The 16,735-nt window shown below is 46.0% G+C and carries 9 protein-coding genes; 1 reads left to right on the forward strand and 8 read right to left on the reverse strand.

Annotated elements, in window-relative coordinates:
• Window positions 1-66: 66 nt before the first annotated feature.
• From ACZIX4_RS00930 to ACZIX4_RS00965, 8 genes are all read right to left on the reverse strand, one after another.
• Window positions 67-822 carry a glycoside hydrolase family 16 protein gene (locus ACZIX4_RS00930; protein ID WP_463333734.1) on the reverse strand — a complete coding sequence of 252 codons (756 nt, stop codon included), beginning with the start codon at window positions 820-822 and terminating at the stop codon, window positions 67-69.
• A gap of 12 nt (window positions 823-834) precedes the next feature.
• Entirely contained in the window at window positions 835-3,144 is a 2,310-nt protein-coding gene (gene bglX / locus ACZIX4_RS00935; protein ID WP_463333735.1) for a beta-glucosidase BglX, read from the reverse strand.
• 201 nt (window positions 3,145-3,345) lie between these two features.
• Window positions 3,346-5,010: a glycoside hydrolase family 16 protein gene (locus tag ACZIX4_RS00940; protein ID WP_463333736.1), complete on the reverse strand. Its 1,665-nt coding sequence runs from the start codon at window positions 5,008-5,010 to the stop codon at window positions 3,346-3,348.
• A 6-nt stretch (window positions 5,011-5,016) separates the two neighbouring features.
• Entirely contained in the window at window positions 5,017-6,555 is a 1,539-nt protein-coding gene (locus ACZIX4_RS00945) for a hypothetical protein (RefSeq protein WP_463333737.1), read from the reverse strand.
• 12 nt (window positions 6,556-6,567) lie between these two features.
• Window positions 6,568-8,037, reverse strand: coding sequence for a RagB/SusD family nutrient uptake outer membrane protein (locus ACZIX4_RS00950; protein WP_463333738.1), 1,470 nt, complete (start codon window positions 8,035-8,037; stop codon window positions 6,568-6,570).
• A gap of 11 nt (window positions 8,038-8,048) precedes the next feature.
• The gene (locus ACZIX4_RS00955) at window positions 8,049-11,087 is read right to left on the reverse strand and encodes a SusC/RagA family TonB-linked outer membrane protein (RefSeq protein ID WP_463333739.1); all 3,039 of its coding nucleotides are present in this window, start codon (window positions 11,085-11,087) and stop codon (window positions 8,049-8,051) included.
• A gap of 246 nt (window positions 11,088-11,333) precedes the next feature.
• Window positions 11,334-14,132: a triple tyrosine motif-containing protein gene (locus tag ACZIX4_RS00960; protein WP_463333740.1), complete on the reverse strand. Its 2,799-nt coding sequence runs from the start codon at window positions 14,130-14,132 to the stop codon at window positions 11,334-11,336.
• A gap of 94 nt (window positions 14,133-14,226) precedes the next feature.
• Entirely contained in the window at window positions 14,227-15,645 is a 1,419-nt protein-coding gene (locus tag ACZIX4_RS00965) for a T9SS type A sorting domain-containing protein (RefSeq protein ID WP_463333741.1), read from the reverse strand.
• A 521-nt stretch (window positions 15,646-16,166) separates the two neighbouring features.
• Between ACZIX4_RS00965 and ACZIX4_RS00970 the strand changes: the two genes are divergently transcribed.
• Window positions 16,167-16,691, forward strand: a complete 525-nt coding sequence (locus ACZIX4_RS00970) for a hypothetical protein (RefSeq protein ID WP_463333742.1) — start codon at window positions 16,167-16,169, stop codon at window positions 16,689-16,691.
• Window positions 16,692-16,735 lie beyond the last annotated feature (44 nt).

Here is a 16,735-nt window from a genome sequence, read left to right on the forward strand (position 1 = left end):
ATAAATAAAAAAAGCCGTACAAAACTGCACGGCCTACTAACTTAAAAACTATAAAAAACGCTTCATTTATCCGTTGTTGTATACCCTTACGTAGTCTATAACATACTCCTGCGGAAAAATGCTGTCGTCTACTTTCGGGCCACCGAAATTGCCGCCCACTGCCATATTTATCAATATATAAAATGGCTGGTCAAACGGCCAGTTCTCTACGGTTTTTTTTTCGGGTGCATATTTGTACACCTCTTTACCGTCTACATAAAACGTCATGGCATCCTTAGTCCAGTTTACTCCATACGTGTGGAAACCTTCCTCTATATTGCCCATATCGGTCTTTTTGCTACTGGCATGTTCGCCATGCGTAGCCTTGGTATGCAGGGTAGTATATATAGTATGCGGTTCGCGGCCTATGTATTCCATAATGTCTATTTCACCGGCAAGCGGCCATCCTGCCTGCTTAATGTTGCCACCCAGCATCCAGAATGCAGGCCAAATGCCGTAACCTTTGGGTAGCTTGGCACGGGCTTCCACATACCCATATTTAAACTCCTTTTTAGTAGCAGTGGTTATACGGGTACTGGTGTAGTGTTCGCCATCTTTTTTTGCTGTTATGGTAAGAAAGCCGCCTTCTACGCGGTGGTTATCCTTTGTGTAATCCTGGCGTTCGTTATTACCCCAGCCGTTATTGCCCAACTCAAAGTTCCACACTTTTTCGTTGAGGACAGTGCCTTCAAAGTTTTCTTCCCATACAAGCTTGCCTTTTTTAGGTTGTGCCAAAGCCGCTACAGTAGCGCACAACAGCAGGGTAGTAGATAGTATTTTCATAATGGTATAAATTTATTCGGTATAGCTGAATGATGCATTAAGCGCAGCGTTAGAATCGCCGCCTAAAAACACAAAGAAATCGCCCGGTTCTGCCTCAAACTTTTTATTTGCAGTATAAAAGCTAACCAGTTTTTCATCAATGGTAAAGCTAACGGTTTTGGTTTCACCCGGTTTCAGGCCGATGGTTTCGAAGCCTTTCAGTTCCCTTACGGGGCGCGTTACCGAAGCCACACGGTCGTGAAGGTACAGCTGTACTACTTCCTTGCCCTCTGTTTTTCCGGTATTTGTTACGTCAACCGATACCATGATTTTTCCGCTTTTGCCAAATGAATTGCTGCTCAGTTTCAGGTTGCCGTAGCTAAACGTGGTATAGCTTAGCCCATACCCAAACGGATACAGCGGGCTGTTTGCCACATCGGTATAATGCGACCAGAAAACACTTTCGGTAGGCTGGCCGTTGCCGGGCCTTCCGGTGGTTTTGTGGTTGTAGTAAATAGGTACCTGTCCCACATTCCTCGGAAAACTCATGGGCAATTTACCGCTTGGGTTATAGTCGCCATACAATACCTGCGCTACGGCATTACCCGCTTCAGTACCCAGGTGCCAAGCCTCTACAATTGCGGGAATGTTTTCCGCTGCCCACGGTAGTGCCAGTGGCCTGCCGTTGTTCAGTACCAAAACAATATTCGGGTTGGCTTTAAATACGGTTTCCAACAGTTCCTGCTGTACACCCGGTAAACCCAGGTCACTGCGGCTGCGGCCCTCACCGGTTTGCAGTCCGTGTTCACCCAGTACCATTACTACCACATCAGCAGCTTTTGCGGCTTTTACAGCCTCGGCAAAACCGCTTTTATCTGTTGTGTTAATGTGTGTTTCGCTTACGAAAACCGGTCTGCCCAGTGCTACATCGGTACCTTTGGCATACACCAGTTGGTTGCCTTTATATTGCTGCATCCCTTCCAATACCGAAACAGCGGTACCATCATCGGCACCGATACGCCAACTGCCCAACGGACTTGTTTTGTCATTTGCCAAAGCCCCTATAAGCGCTATTTTTTTACCCTGTTTTGCCAAAGGCAGCAGGTTCTTTTCATTTTTCAGCAGTACGATAGATTTGCGTGCCATATCCAGCACACCTTCGTGAAATTCCTTTTTGCCGATGGTTTCCTTTTCGCGGGTTTCGTTGCAGTATTTATAAGGGTCATCAAACAATCCCAACATAAATTTTACACGTAATATACGGCGTGCAGCATCATCTATTTTATCCTGGCTTACCTTGCCTTCGCGTACCAGTGCGGCCAGGTGGGCTACATACCCGTACGATTCCATATCCATATCGCTGCCTGCATTGGCGGCTTTCATGGCGGCCTCTTTCAGGTCTTTGGCATACCCGTGCGGAATCATTTCACCCATAGAACCCCAGTCTGACACTACAAAGCCTTTAAAACCCCATTCGCCTTTCAGCAAATCGCGTTGCAGGTAACTGTTGCCTGTAGAAGGCACGCCTTCAAGCTCGTTAAACGAGTTCATGAAGGTAAGCGCACCGGCATCGGCAGCAGCCTTAAACGGCGGCAAGATGATGTTGTGCAATGTATTATCGCTTATGTCTACGGTGTTATAATCACGGCCTGCTTCGGCAAAGGCATAGCCTGCAAAGTGCTTTACACAGGCGGCAAGGCTCAGTTCGCCCAGATTACCCTGAAAACCTTTAACGCGTGCTTCGGCTATGCGGCTGTTAAGGTACGGGTCTTCGCCTGCGCCCTCCATAACACGGCCCCAGCGGGCATCGCGGCTTACATCTACCATAGGTGCAAACGTCCAGTTAAGGCCACTTGCGGCAGCTTCGGCAGCGGCTATTTCGGCTGAGTGCTGTATGGCATCCAGGTCCCAGCTTGCGGCCTCCGCCAATGGGATAGGGCTTACCGTTTTGTACCCGTGTATTACATCAAACCCAAAGATAACGGGTATGTGCAGGCGAGTTTCTTCTACGGCAATTTTTTGCAATGCACGCACGTCCTTTACGCCCCTTACGTTAAGCATAGAGCCTACCCAGCCTTTTTTCAGGTGTTCGTATTTAAGGGCGGCAGCGCCATCCTGCGGGGCAGGGCCGGTTACTTCCCAAAAGCCATTGTACTGGTTCATCTGGCCCACTTTTTCTTCCAGGGTCATCAGTGCCAGCACCGAGTCTACCTTGCGGTCTATACTGCTTTTTTCGGCTGTAACCACCGGTGGCTGCTGTGCGGCAGGTTGTTTGCTGCCGCCACAGCCTAAAGCCAGGGCAAGCGGAGCTGCAAAAACGTAACTGCTAAATTTATATTTCATGGTATTGTGTGTTGTTCCCAAATGGATATAAAGACTGTTTCAGTGTTCCATTTCGACCGGCAGGGAGAAATCCCGATTATAATTAGAGATTTCTCCACTCCGCTGCGCTTCGGTCGAAATGGAACAAAGCAGTATGCACTACCTTTTGAAACAGTCCCCGCCTTCGGACAGGTATTTCAAGAATGATGTTTTTGGAAAATCTTATTGGTATACGCGTACGTAGTCTACCTCCATGGCGCTCTGGGTGAAGGCAGGGTCTACGTTTCCACCCATGTTTCCACCTATAGCTACGTTAAATATCAGGAAGAAGTTCCAGTTAAAGTACGGGTGGTTTACGGTAGAGTTTGCAAACTGCTTCACAAGCACAGGGTCAGATGTTTCGGTATCCCTTACGTAGAATTTCATAATATCGGCACTCCATATAAACTCATAAATCTTAAAGCCTTCCGATACCCCTGGTACGGTAACCTGCGAGGTATTGGCATTACCGCCCGAATTGCCCGGATAGTGCAGCGTACTGTGTATTACGTTCTGGCTGTTGCCCACATGCTCCATAATATCTATTTCGCCACAGGCAGGCCATTCGGTAGTTTCAAAGTTACTACCCAGCATCCACAGTGCAGGCCAGGTGCCGCCACCGGTAGGCAGTTTTGCCTTAATAACCACACGTCCGTACTTAAAGTCGTATTTGTTATGCGTATGCATACGCGCCGAAGTATACTGGAAGTTATTGAACGTTTCTTTTTTCGCTGTAATTTTAAGGGTACCACCGTTTACAGTAGCATTTTCGGCACGATAATATTCCAGCTCGTTATTACCCCAGCCGTTGGTTCCGTTACCGGTTTCCATATTCCACTTAGTATTGTCCGGTGCGCCTTCGTAGTCAAACTCATCGGCCCACATAAGGGTGTTGTACACCGGGTCCGGGGTGCCGTAAGGGTCTTGCGTAGTGAAGATATGGTACCAGGCCAATCCGGTATTGTTAGCCTGTACTGCACGTACCACCATACGGTTATCAGTTATTTCAAGGATTTCGTAAATGTTTGTGCCAATGTAATAGCCCATAAAGCCGTTATCACTGAATTTCATCTGTGTACCTGTAGTATACTCGTTTGGCACTACTGAGTTACGCGGCTCAAGCGATACGGTCTTTTGCCCTGATGTATCAAAAGCAAGGCAGGTGTCTTCGGTTTGGGTACCTCCGGCAACGCCCACGTAACCCGCATTAAAGAAGGTTGAACCTCCATTATCAAGGCTAAAGCGTATCAGGTTGCCGTCTTTGGTAAAGGTAAGCTTGTTGTTGTACAGGCAGCTGCTTGAAGGCGAAGCCGCTTTTTCAAAAGGCTGTGCCATATACCACGATGCCCAGTAGTTGTTACCGTCTACCGTATTAGGGCCTACGCCAAGGTGCCCTGCTTCCGATGCTGCCCAATACCATATTTTGGTATCGCCGCCGGTAAGCTTCTGTACGGTTATAGGGTCGTCAAAGGTGCTTAGCAGGTCGGTAACGGTTATAGAACCCGTGGTTGAGGTACCGCCTTTGCCATAAGCAATTACCGTAACCTCATACGAGTGTATACCCGATTCTGTAAAGCGCTTGGTTATTTCACCTTTCCCGTTACTGTCGAAAGTTCCGTCAGGGTAAATAAATTTATAGGTTATAGCACCATCGGCATGGGCGGTAAGGTCTACGTTACCGCTGCCGTCGCCGTTAGGGTTTTCTGCGCTTTGGCCTACAATGGTGTAGCCCAGTTCCAGGTTGGCCGGTGCGGTAAGGTCGCCAAAGCTATGGTCGTCGTCCTGGCAGGCCACTGCAAAAAGCAGCAGCAACAGGAACGGTGTAAATATATTTAAAGCCTTTTTCATAGTATTTTAGTTTGATTGTTTTAGATCATCAAAATAGTAAGATTCACCCGTACCGGCCACGTTGAAGTTGAAGAACAACACTATCTGCTGGTAGTTTTTGGAGTTGTCTATACCGGTAAAGTCAAACGTTATTTCTTCCCACTGGTTGGCTACAGTAGTGGTAGTGGTCTTTTCAATATCGTCGGCCTGCACGTGCGGGTTCATGTTTTCAAACTTCATCAGCACGGTAATGCCTGCCTGTGGCGACCACACTTTCATTTTTACTTTTTTCATTACCGAAAAGTCGATTACATCATCAAACGGTATGGCAATACCTGCCCATGTTTGCGAACCGGGTGTTTTAAGGAACCTGCCAACCTGCATGCTGGTATTGATGCCGCTTTGGTCAGGATTGGCTACCTGTGTGCCCAGTGCACCGCCAAAGTTGTTCCAGGTAAGGTTAGGGTTTTGCTCAAAGGTAAGCGGGAAGCCTATCTCTACACCTGAAGCCGATTGTTCTATATCGTCGAAGTAATAAGCATCGCCCGTACCAGGATTACCCGCGTTAAAGAACAGTACCACTTTAGAGTAGCTGGCCGTAGCCCCTGAGAAGTCATAAATAAGCTCTTCCCACTGGTTTGCTACGCTGGTGTACAGGGTATGCTCGGCACTTACAGCACCATCGGAAAGGTTTTCCAGCTTAAGCAATACCGGGACACCTGCCTGTGGCGACCATACTTTTATCTTAAAGAAATGGTTGGTCATATCCAGAGGGTTGTCCAGGGTAAGGAAGCCGCCTGTCCAGGTTTGTCCTGCGGCAGGTATCAGTTGGCCTACTTTGCTGCTGGTGTTTATGCCGGTAGCATCAGGGTTATCCACTACGCTTGCAGCAGCGCCGCTCCATGTGGTAAAGACATAGTTAAGCGTACTGTTTTCAAAGTCTATGGGCAACAGTAGCGGGTTGCTTATCGTTACTTCCTGGGTGTATGAAGTGGTTTCACTACCACCGCTAAAAGCTGTTACGGTAACCGTGTATGTACCAATATTGGTATACGTATACGCTACGGTATCGCCTTCATTAAACGTTATGGGTTCGGCAGCAGGGTCTTCGCCAAAGGTTACCTCAAAGTACGTTTCCAGGTCGGCCTCTGCAATAACGTTTATAACCATAGGGCTGCCCACTACGTTAATTATGGTAACCTCAAGGTTTTCCGGTGCAACGAACGATACCGTTAACGGCAACTCTACCGAAGTGGTTTTGCCATTGATACCAATGCCCACTATCTTAACCGTAAAGGTACCATCGGGGTAAATATGGTTTATCTTTTCACCTGCCGACAGCGTGCCGGGTTCGGCAGTGCCATCGCCATAGTATACTTCAAATGCGGTAACGCCTTCGCCGTGCGGGGCAATGGTTACATTACCCGTATTGTCCTGCGAAATGGTAAACAGCGCAGTAATGTTCTTTGGCGCTTCGGCGTTTTCCACAAAGCCTATATCGCCTTCTTCTTCACAGCCAAACAACAGGACTGCAAACAGTATAATGATGTATTTAAAGTGTTTCATAATGGTTAACTGTTAGTTATAGCCTGGGTTTTGCTGCCAGTTGTTGTTGCTGAATTGGATTTCCTCATACGGTATAGGGAATATCTCGTTTTTACCCGGGGTAAAATTCGGTATCATACTGCCGCGGCCGGTACGTACCAGGTCGAAGAAACGGTGTCCTTCGCCCATAAGTTCCCTGCGGCGCTCTTCAAAGATAAGGTCGGCCAGTGCAGCCCCCGAAGCGCTGAAGTTATGGTTGCTGTCGCCAAAGGCACGTGCCCTTACCATGTTTACATACGTACGGGCTTTGTTGTCGTTGCCTACTTGGTTAAAGGCTTCGGCCGCCATAAGCAGTACATCGGCATAGCGTATAGCCCTGTAGTTGTTAGGGTTGGTCAGCTTGCTGTCGCCCAGGTTTTGGTCGCCCTGCCTTGGTATGTACTTTTTGTTGAAATACCCGGTGTGCTGGTAGCCTTCACCATATGTAGTACCCGGATTTACATTGGCAAATGCCACAATATCCAGTATGGCCACATCGCGGCGGTTGTCGCCCGGTTCATAAATACCGTATGATTCTGCGGTAGGGATGTTAAAGCTGTAGCCCGAATCGTATAGCGGGCCTACAAAGTTCCTTGGGCCGTTAAAACCCACGGCTACGTTACCCTCGCTACACTGAAGGCAGCCGAAACCGGCACCTTCCTGGTCGGTATATTGTATTTCAAAAACCGATTCGGTACCGTTTTCCCCTGAGTTTTCAAAAATAGTGTCGTAATCACTCACAAGGGTGTAGGCATTGCTTTGTATCAGTTGCTCCAGTATGTCGGCGGCCTGCTGGTATTTACCCTGGTACAGGTATGCCTTGCCCAGTAGTGCCTGTGCAGCGCCTTTGGTTATGCGGCCTGCTTCCTGCGGGCCGGTTTCCATATTTTCTATGGCGTACAGCAGGTCTTCTTCTATAGATGCGTAAACGTCTATTGTGCTGGAACGCGCTATGCTGGTTTCGTCACCCACCAAAAAGCGTTGGTCGCCTTTCATAGGGATTTCACCAAACCATTTTACCAACTCAAAGTGGAAATACGCACGCAGGAAACGTGTTTGCGCAATGATTTTCTCCTTGCCTTCAAAGTCGGTTTTGTCCTTGTTTTCCATGATGTAATTGGCACGGGCTATACCGGCAAACATCCAGTCCCAAACGTTTTTAATGTTGGCGTTTACAGGGGTGTGGCTCATTTGGTCTACCTGCTGGAAACCCGGTACGTCTGTAGCGCTTTCGCCGCCGCACAGGGTGTTGTCTGAGGCTATTTCGCCAAGGAGTACGTTTACATACGTACTTTGCAGTATATCGTATACACCTATAAGCGCGTTCTGGTAATCATTTTCGTTAAGGAAATAATTGTCAGAATCCAGCTGGTAGGGTGGGGTGGTGTCAACAAAATCGTCGCACGAACTGTTGAAACTTATTATGGTTAAAGCCGTTATGGCGATAAGAAATTTCCTTTTCATGATGCTTGTAATTAAAAATTAATGTTGGCGCCTATCATATACACTCTCGGTACCGGATAAAAACCGTAGTCGATACCACTGCCTATAGGTGCCCCGCTTGAAGCGCCCGGATCAAAGCCCCTGTATTTTGTAAAGGTGTACAGGTTGTTTACAGCAAAGTAAATGCGTGCTTTAGATATGGCATTATTAAGCCATTCAGGGTTTATAGAGTAGCCTATCTGCGCGTTTTGTATACGGCAGTACGAAGCATCTTCCACATAGTACGATGAAAATATGGTGTTATTTGTAGCGCCTGTGGTTACCCTTGGTACGCTGTTGCTGGTACCTTCGCCGGTCCAGCGGTCCAGTACGTAGTTAAGGCGGTTAGCATTCGGTACATTACGCTCATAAGCACGTATCATATCGTTACCCAACGATGCAAAAACATAAGACGTAAAATCAAACCCTTTATAGTTCAGGGTAAGGTTAAAGCCCATTGTAGCGTTTGGTATCGGGTCGCCCAGATTCGTCCTGTCATCAGTAGTAATCACACCGTCACCGTTTACATCTTTAAAGCGTATATCTCCGGGTGAGGTAGAAGATGTAGGCAAGCCGGCCTGGCTTGGTGCAGCATCTATTTCAGCCTGGTTCTGGAAAATGCCTTCCATTTTGTATCCGTAGAAATAACCCATTGGCATACCTATTTCCATACGCGACGGCTGCTCGCTAAGCCCGAAGCTACCGCCCGGGTAAAAGCCTGTACCGTTATTTACCTGGGTAACTTTATTTTTAATGAATGTTACATTATAGTTGGCCTCCAACCTGAAATCCTGGCTAAGGTTATTTTTGTAGCCAATGGCAAATTCAAAACCTGAGTTTTTTACCGTACCGGCGTTTACCGTAGGCGAACCCGCACCCGGTGCGCCCACACCCACTATTGCAGAAGTAGGTATATTAGGAACCAGAAGGTTCTCTCTTGTATCATCAAAATAATCAAGAACTAAGTTTACTTTGTCGTTAAACAGGTTAATGTCGGCACCTATGTCCAGTTTTTTCGCTTCTTCCCATTTGGCTATGGGGTTTGGTACAACACCTGTAGCGGTACCGTTTACCATTACGTTGTTAAACACATAGGTAGCTTCACCGTCAAGGCCGGAAAAGAATATGTAACCGCCCAGGTTACCGTCGCTGCCCAGCGTACCATAGCTTGCACGTAGTTTGGCAAAGCTTATAATACCGTCTTTATTGAAGAATGGTTCTTCAGATATGGCCCAGCCTGCAGTAACCGACGGGAACCATGCCACCTTGTATTGTGGTGAAAAGTTAGTGGAAAGGTCACGGCGTAGTATACCCGAAACAAGGTAACGTCCTTTATAATCGTATTGCAGCCTTGCAAAGTGCGATACCCTGCGCTGGTCATACGAATAAGAACTTGATGTTTTCCCGTTAAGGAATCCTGTAGACAGGTTGATGCTGGCGTATTCCCAACTGTTGTAAGGAATATCAAACCCTGTTGCCGAAAGGCCTTCGCCCCACGACCTGTATTGTGTGGTACCTACAGTAGCCGTTACGTGGTGTGTATCGGCAAAAGTACGGTCGTAAGTGGCAAATACGTCCAGTGTATAGCTCTTATCAGTTACGGCGCTTTGGTTAACGCTGCTACGGGTAACGTCGTATATTTTTCCGCCGTAATCTACCTGCGGGCTAAAACTCCTGCCGTTGCTGCTTGCGCTGTTAAAACCGATACGCCCTGTAACGGTAAGCCCGTCAATAAGCTGGTAATCCAGCCCGAAGGTACCGTTCAGTTTACGGTAGTTATAGGCGTTATAGGTATTGTGCACCTGCGCCAGCGGGTTAATAATCTCTGTACCAAAGCCTGTAGTGCTGGGTACCAGTGTATAATCGCCATTTTCGTCATAAGGTGTTAGGGTGGCCGGTACGTTAAGCGCGTTAAACAATACCGAACCCAATACGTTTTCGTTCAGGTTTTTCCTGTCAAACTGGGTGAAGATGATATTTGTATTCAGTTTCAGTTTTTTGGTAATGTCTACACCCAAAGCCAGGCGTGCGGTGTTACGCTTAAAGCCTGATTTCTCTTCGCCTACTATACCTTTCTGGTCCAGGTTAGAAACTCCCAAAGAGTAGGTTATGGTTTCGCTACCACCCGAAAGGCTAAGGTCATGGTTAGTAATAGGCACCCCTTTGCTAAACACCTGGTCTTGCCAGTCGGTGCCACGTCCTAATCCGCTTAGGTTAGGGTAGGGTATTTGCTGCCCGCCGTTTGCGTAGCTTTCGTTAAGTAGTGCAGCATACTCTGTTGCGTTAAGCAAAGGCAGCTTACGGCTGGTTTCCTGGAAACCGCTGTATACGTTGTACGCAACTTTTGGTTTCTGGTTTTTGCGGCCTTTTTTGGTAGTAACCAGTACTACACCATTGGCACCCAAAACACCGTAAATAGCGGCCTGTGCATCTTTCAGTACGGTGATGCTTTCTATATCGGCCGGGTTCAGCAGGCCAAGTTCACCTGCGTAGCCGTCTATCAGCACATAAGGCTCGGCATTACCATTTGTACCGATACCCCTGATGCGGATGGATAACCCCGCACCCGGCGAGCCCGATGTGGTGGTAACATTTACCCCCGTTACCGTACCCTGTAGCGCCTGCTCTATTTTTACAGGGCGTATTTTGTCTATGGTTTCGGCACCTACAAAGCCTACGGCCCCGGTAACTTCTTTTTTCTTCTGGGTTCCGTAGCCTATAACCACTACTTCATCCAGTGTTTTTGCAGTTTCTTTAAGGCTCACCGAAACCGTACCGCCTGTGGCTGGTTTTTCTACAGTTTCAAAACCTATGTAACTAAATACAACTGTAGCACCTTTGGGCACTTTTAAGGTATAATTACCATCAATGTCTGTAGCGGTACTTACGGTGCTGTTTTTAACCGTTACACTGGCTCCCGGTATGGGCAGTCCTGTGGCGGCTTCGGTTACCTGCCCGCTTATTTGTACATCCTGTGCAAAACAGAATGCAGTAAATAACAGGAAGGCAAACAAGAATAATTTTGACTTCATATATGATTTGGGTTTTTTGTGATATGATAAAATTACCTGCCTTTTGCAGACGATACTTAAAATAAACCTCTACAAAAATTCAACATTGATAAAAAAATGATGGGTTGGTGCCGAAGAAACCCGTTAACGCAGAGTTAACAGGCTTTTAGCGGTTTTGATAAGTGTTAAAATATATTTACGAAAACCTTGTAAATACAGGGTTTGTATAGGTGTTGTATAGGTGATTTTACAAAATGTTGAGTTGGGTCATATTGACAATATGTACTCAACCAGGCCCAGTTCGTGCTGCAAATCCATTTTTTTACGCAAACGATAGCGCTTTATTTCCACACTGCGTACCGAAATGTTAAGCAGCGGGGCTATTTCCTTAGAGGAAAGGTTAAGCCTCAGGTAGGCACAAAGGCGCAAATCATTAGGGGTAAGTGCCGGGTGAGAGGCTTTTATTTTCTTTAAAAAGTCCTTATCGGCATTGTTGAAGGCTTCCTTAAACATATCCCAGGTATCGTCCTCGTTTATGTTTTTGTTGATGGTGGTTATAACCGATTTCAGGCTGCGGTCGCCCTCACTGGTTTTCTTCAGGTCATCCTTTATAGCCGAAAGCAGCTCATTCTTTTTAATGAGGTTCATGGTGCTGGCGGCCAACTCACGGTTTTTGTTTTCAAACTCCTGTTGCAGCTGGTTGTTTTTAAGGCGCATCAGTTCCTGCTCGGTTTCCAGCTCCTTAATTTCCAGCAGGCGGTTGTTTTCCTCTATCAGTTTTTCCTGTTGTTCGCGGTAGTAGTTCTTGTAACTGCGGTTTATAAGGTAAGCCGCCACAATACCCAGTATCACGTAAATAAAAATTGCAAAGTTAGTGGCATACCACGGGCGTAGTACCGTAATACTGTACACTGCCGTATTTACCGATTGTGAATCGCCCGTCTTTGCGCGTACCCTAAAGGTATAAGTACCCGCAGGCAGGTTTTTAAAGTTTACCGTGGGGCGTGTGCTCCATTCGCTCCACTCGTCCTGCATGCCTTCAAGCTGGTAACTGTATTCGGCATTAATGTACTTGCCGTACTCAGGTACGGTAAAGGTAAAAGTAAGGTTGTTAGCATTGTAATCCACCTTGCCATTGCCACTTACAGATAAGTTAAACGGGGCTTTGTTTTGCTCATTTGCAGTAATGCCGGTAATGGATACGGCATATTTTTTAAATGAAATTTCATTGATATTCAGTGTGTAGTAGCCATCTGTAGTGCCTATAAGGTATACATTTGGCGATAGCTGTGCTATGTTTTCAAACCCCGGCATAGAGTTGGTTAAACTCGATGGTATGGGTATGATGTTGTGCTTGAGTTCGGCTGCCAATGTACCTGATGACAGGTAGTTGATGTAGTTTTTGGTAAAAAACCACAGCTTTCCGCTGCTGTCGGGTATCAGTTTGCCCGATGTATATTCGTCATTACCGAAAATAGCCGAAAGCCGTGCCTGTTTTTCAAACTTCTTGGTTTTATCATTTAGCCTGAAAATACCTTCCTTCGAAGCGAAATACACCTGACCGTTAAACGTAGCAAGGCTTACATTTCGGCCTTTAACAGGTTCTTTGTAAATGGTAACGTCCTTTACTTTTGTAAACCCGGCATCGACACTTACCCTGTAAATCCCTTTGTACTCGTGGCTTATGTAGATTTCGTTGTTCTTCCTTATGGCAAAAAATCGGCTCGATACCCCGAAGTTGTCAATGCGGTTACGGAATTTCCAGCCGGCAGCTGTTTTTTCCAATACTGAAAGCCCCATATAGTTGCCCTGTATCAGCAGGTTTTTGTTGTGAGGATGCGGTTCAAATTTCCATGTTCCCAACCCTGTAAATATCGCTGTGGCTGTAGTACCATTAATGATGTAGGTGCCAAAGTCGTGCCCGCAAAACAGTGTGCCGTCATATTCATACAGCGACCATACCTGGCCCTTGGTGCCGGGGATGAATTTAAAATTCTCTGCCGAATTGTAGGGTTTGCAAAACAATCCCTGGTTGGTGCCTACATACAGCAGGCCGTTATGAAGTACCGAACTGTACACCGTGCCAAGGAAACCAGTATCGTCTGCATAGCTGCGTACCGGCGATTGCAGGTTAATGCAGTTAATACCGTTATCAAGCCCCAGCCATACGTTGTGGTCGTTATCCTCATAAAGCGAAAGGGCTGTGTTGTTACCCAAACCTTTGTTCTGTGTAATGTGGTATTTTACGGTGCCATTAGCAGTCAGGATAAAAATACCGTTACTCACCGTGCCTATGGCAAAACTACCGTCGGAAAGCCTGCTGCTGCTGTAGATGGTTCCGATACCCAAATCGGCATCGGCGGGGATGGCCCATTTAACGAATTTACCGTCTTTAAAAGTGTAAAAACCGTTGTGTTGGGTAAGTACTAAGTAACCGTCTTCCTGGCTGTAAATGTTTACAATCTTGTTTTCGTTAAGGAAAGGGTCGTTGCTGAGTGGCTTGCTTTTACCATTTTCTATTTGAAACAACCCTGAGCCAAAAGTTTGGTACAGCACGGTATTGTTTACCGTAAACACGCGGTGCATACCGGTGTCAGAACCTATGACGTTAAACTTACCCGTTTTGGTATCGTAAATAAAAACCTGCATCAGCGATTGGAACAGCACCCAGCGGTCGTACTGTATAATGTTCCAGAATTGTTCGTCGTCTATAATCTTATTCCTGATGTTTTTGCCCAAAGACGTATAGGCCAGCCTGCCGTCGGCTTTGCGTACCCAATACCCGAAATCCATGTAAAAGCCACAGTAAATGCGGTTTCCTATCACCTTTACAGATCGCATTATGGTTTCATTTGGGGTAGGGTACAGGCTCCATTCAGATCCGTTGTATTCCAGCAGCCCTTCGTTGTTGGCAAAATACATATAGCCCTTAGCATCCTGGCTTATCATCCAGTTTTGGTTGCCCGCTGCGTAGCTAACCGGGTTGTATTTTATAATAGGTGGAAGGTCCTGTGCGCTTACCGACAGGAAACAAAATATGATGGATAAAAAGAATAGCTTTTTCAAACGTTTTAGTTGAGAGGATTAATGTACGAATATACTAAAAAACCGCAGTACCATGGGCACTGCGGTTTACTATCAACACGAAAATTAAATTACTTTATTGCTTTATAAACCGTATGGCCGATGTTTTGCCTCCGGCAGTGGCATTAACTATGTAAATGCCCGCATTAAGGCTGCTTACGTTTAGTGTTGCCGTAGTGTTTTTCGGTTGGGCAGCCATTACTGCCTGTCCCAGCATGTTGTATACGGTAAGGTTTTCAATTATATCCTGTCCGTTAATGTTCAGTACATCGTTGGCAGGGTTAGGGTAGGCGGTGAATGCATCTTTAGTATTGTTAGCTACTGCGGCCGCTGCGGTACCTACTTTGGCAAAGCCAATAGCTTCGGCCTGTGCAGGGTTGGCATTAAGCCCGGTAACGGTATACCCGTATTGGAAGTGCGCCCCGTTAGTATAATCAGATGGCGCTACCGTAAGGCTGAAATCTTCGCCTGTTGTAAGGGCTGCATTTATGTATTTAACCGTGGTATAGCCTGCGTCCATTACTTTTACGTATGCAACTGCGGTATACCCTTCTGCAAAGGTGTTGCTCGTGCAGTACCCATTAAAGGTTACCGTTTGTCCCAGCAGTGAGTCGTCCTGTACGTAGGTATTGCCTTCAAATATCTTGGCGCCAATTTCGCCGTTTGCCCAGTAAGGGTCGGTACCGTTACCATAGGTATTAAAGTTAGGGTATAGGTCTATGGTACCGTCTTCGTTTAATACAGTTTGCATATCGCTTAAGCCCCATTCGCCTCCACTTACATAGCTGTTATCGGCAGGGTTAAACCAGTTGGCATATCCCATAAGTGCCGATGAGGTGGTTATAGCTACCTCAGTACCCTGCGGTACTTCCGGCTCACCTGCGGTAACCACTACATTGCCGTATTCCTCCATATAGGCAGGATTGGCGTTAAGCCCGTGTATCATAAAACCGTACTGAACGTGTGCGGTACCGGCATACTGTGCGGCATTGTAAGGAATGCTTACAATACCCGTACCTGTAATGGCTACATAGGTTTCATTTAGGGGTGCCCATTCGGCGGTAAATGTTTTTACAAACGCCCTGGCCGTATAACCCGAGGCAAGGGTGAATGACGTAACATTAGCTGTAAATGTAAATTCCTGTGTTGCCAGTGCATCGTCTATAATCATACTGATGCCGTCCAGGTATTTGTTGCCCATATCGCCATTGGCCCAGTAACTGTCTGTAGCGTTGTACGTATTATAATTAGGATAAAGGGTAAGTGTATTGTCTGTAGTGTTCTTTTCGGTTTTTACATCGGCAAGGCCCCAGTCATTGTACCATATATACGCTTGCTCGGGTGTGTTTTCATAGCACAGCATACCGCCTACCCAGTTGGCATTGGCGTCTATGGTAATATTCGTCTGGGCGGTTGCGGTGTGCAAACCAAACAGTGCCAAAGAGGCTGCTGTAACTTTTGAAAATGTTTTAAAGAGTAGAGTTTTGGGTTCCATAAATATTCGTTTAAGGTTGTAGGATAAAATTATATAATCAACGAAAACGATGTAATAAATGCGCCTATATAGAAACTATACACTTTTTTAACCTTATTTTTTTGGAATGTATAAAAATGGAAATCCTTGAAGATAGTGGCTGTTTCAACATTTTTACTGAAACTGCTAAACCGTATGTTGCCAGACAACAAAACAGCTTTGTATAGGTATTGTATAGTTAAAATACCGCTTGTTAAAATTTTGTTGTGGTATAATAAACGTTTGGGCAATACCTGATACTATCAAAATCAACCCAAAATGCATATTGTGTTATGCGATGTTAATGTTTTGGTTAAAGTTGGTTGTTAAAAGGCATTAAGTAATTTTTCTTACAGGGTTTTGTAAGTATGTTGATTTTAAAGAAAATGAAGAAAAATAAACAGGTGTTTGGCTGTTAAACTTATTGTAAAAGTTTCATTTTAAGAAAATTGAAATATTCAGCAGTATAGTTTTGGGCTACTAACACTAATTAATTTTGCAATATGAAAAAGATGCAATTTCTTTTTGGTGCACTGGCTATAGGTGCACTGGGACTAACATCGTGTAACGATGACGATAATAACGACGTAGGTATTGCGGGGACGTATAACCTGAAAGAAGTAAACACAGAGGCTGCTACCGATTTTGACCAGGATGGCGACGAAAACGAAAACCAGAAGGAAGAATCAAGTTGCTATGACAGTGGCAGGATAAGGCTGAACAGCGACAACACGTTTACCTATGTTATCACCGGTATCCTGATTGACGAGAGCGACGGTTCTGTAGGCTGTAAAAACGAGTTTGAAGCATCGGGTACATGGCAGGTGCAAAGCGGTACCGATAACGATGCCATTATCTCTGCGGCGTACGAAGACCAAAACGGTGACGACCAGATTATCACCCTTGTAAAAGATGGTAACACACTTACCCTGGTAGACGACAACATACTGTCTTCTTACCCTGACAGGAACAGCAGTGGTGAGGCTGTATATACATCGGGTAGTACTACCTATGTATTTAAAAAGTAATTTTTGTGCCGGCCACTTAAAGCATGAAAAAAACGGATGCCATT

It is taken from the genome of Flavobacterium niveum (assembly GCF_055231775.1).

What these genes read in the sequence shown, in the direction of transcription:
- ACZIX4_RS00970 (WP_463333742.1), top strand. Translation starts at nt 16,167, where the DNA reads ATGAAAAAGATGCAATTTCTTTTTGGTGCACTGGCTATAGGTGCACTG.
- bglX (WP_463333735.1), bottom strand. Translation starts at nt 3,144, where the DNA reads ATGAAATATAAATTTAGCAGTTACGTTTTTGCAGCTCCGCTTGCCCTG.
- ACZIX4_RS00930 (WP_463333734.1), bottom strand. Translation starts at nt 822, where the DNA reads ATGAAAATACTATCTACTACCCTGCTGTTGTGCGCTACTGTAGCGGCT.
- ACZIX4_RS00950 (WP_463333738.1), bottom strand. Translation starts at nt 8,037, where the DNA reads ATGAAAAGGAAATTTCTTATCGCCATAACGGCTTTAACCATAATAAGT.
- ACZIX4_RS00965 (WP_463333741.1), bottom strand. Translation starts at nt 15,645, where the DNA reads ATGGAACCCAAAACTCTACTCTTTAAAACATTTTCAAAAGTTACAGCA.
- ACZIX4_RS00955 (WP_463333739.1), bottom strand. Translation starts at nt 11,087, where the DNA reads ATGAAGTCAAAATTATTCTTGTTTGCCTTCCTGTTATTTACTGCATTC.
- ACZIX4_RS00945 (WP_463333737.1), bottom strand. Translation starts at nt 6,555, where the DNA reads ATGAAACACTTTAAATACATCATTATACTGTTTGCAGTCCTGTTGTTT.
- ACZIX4_RS00940 (WP_463333736.1), bottom strand. Translation starts at nt 5,010, where the DNA reads ATGAAAAAGGCTTTAAATATATTTACACCGTTCCTGTTGCTGCTGCTT.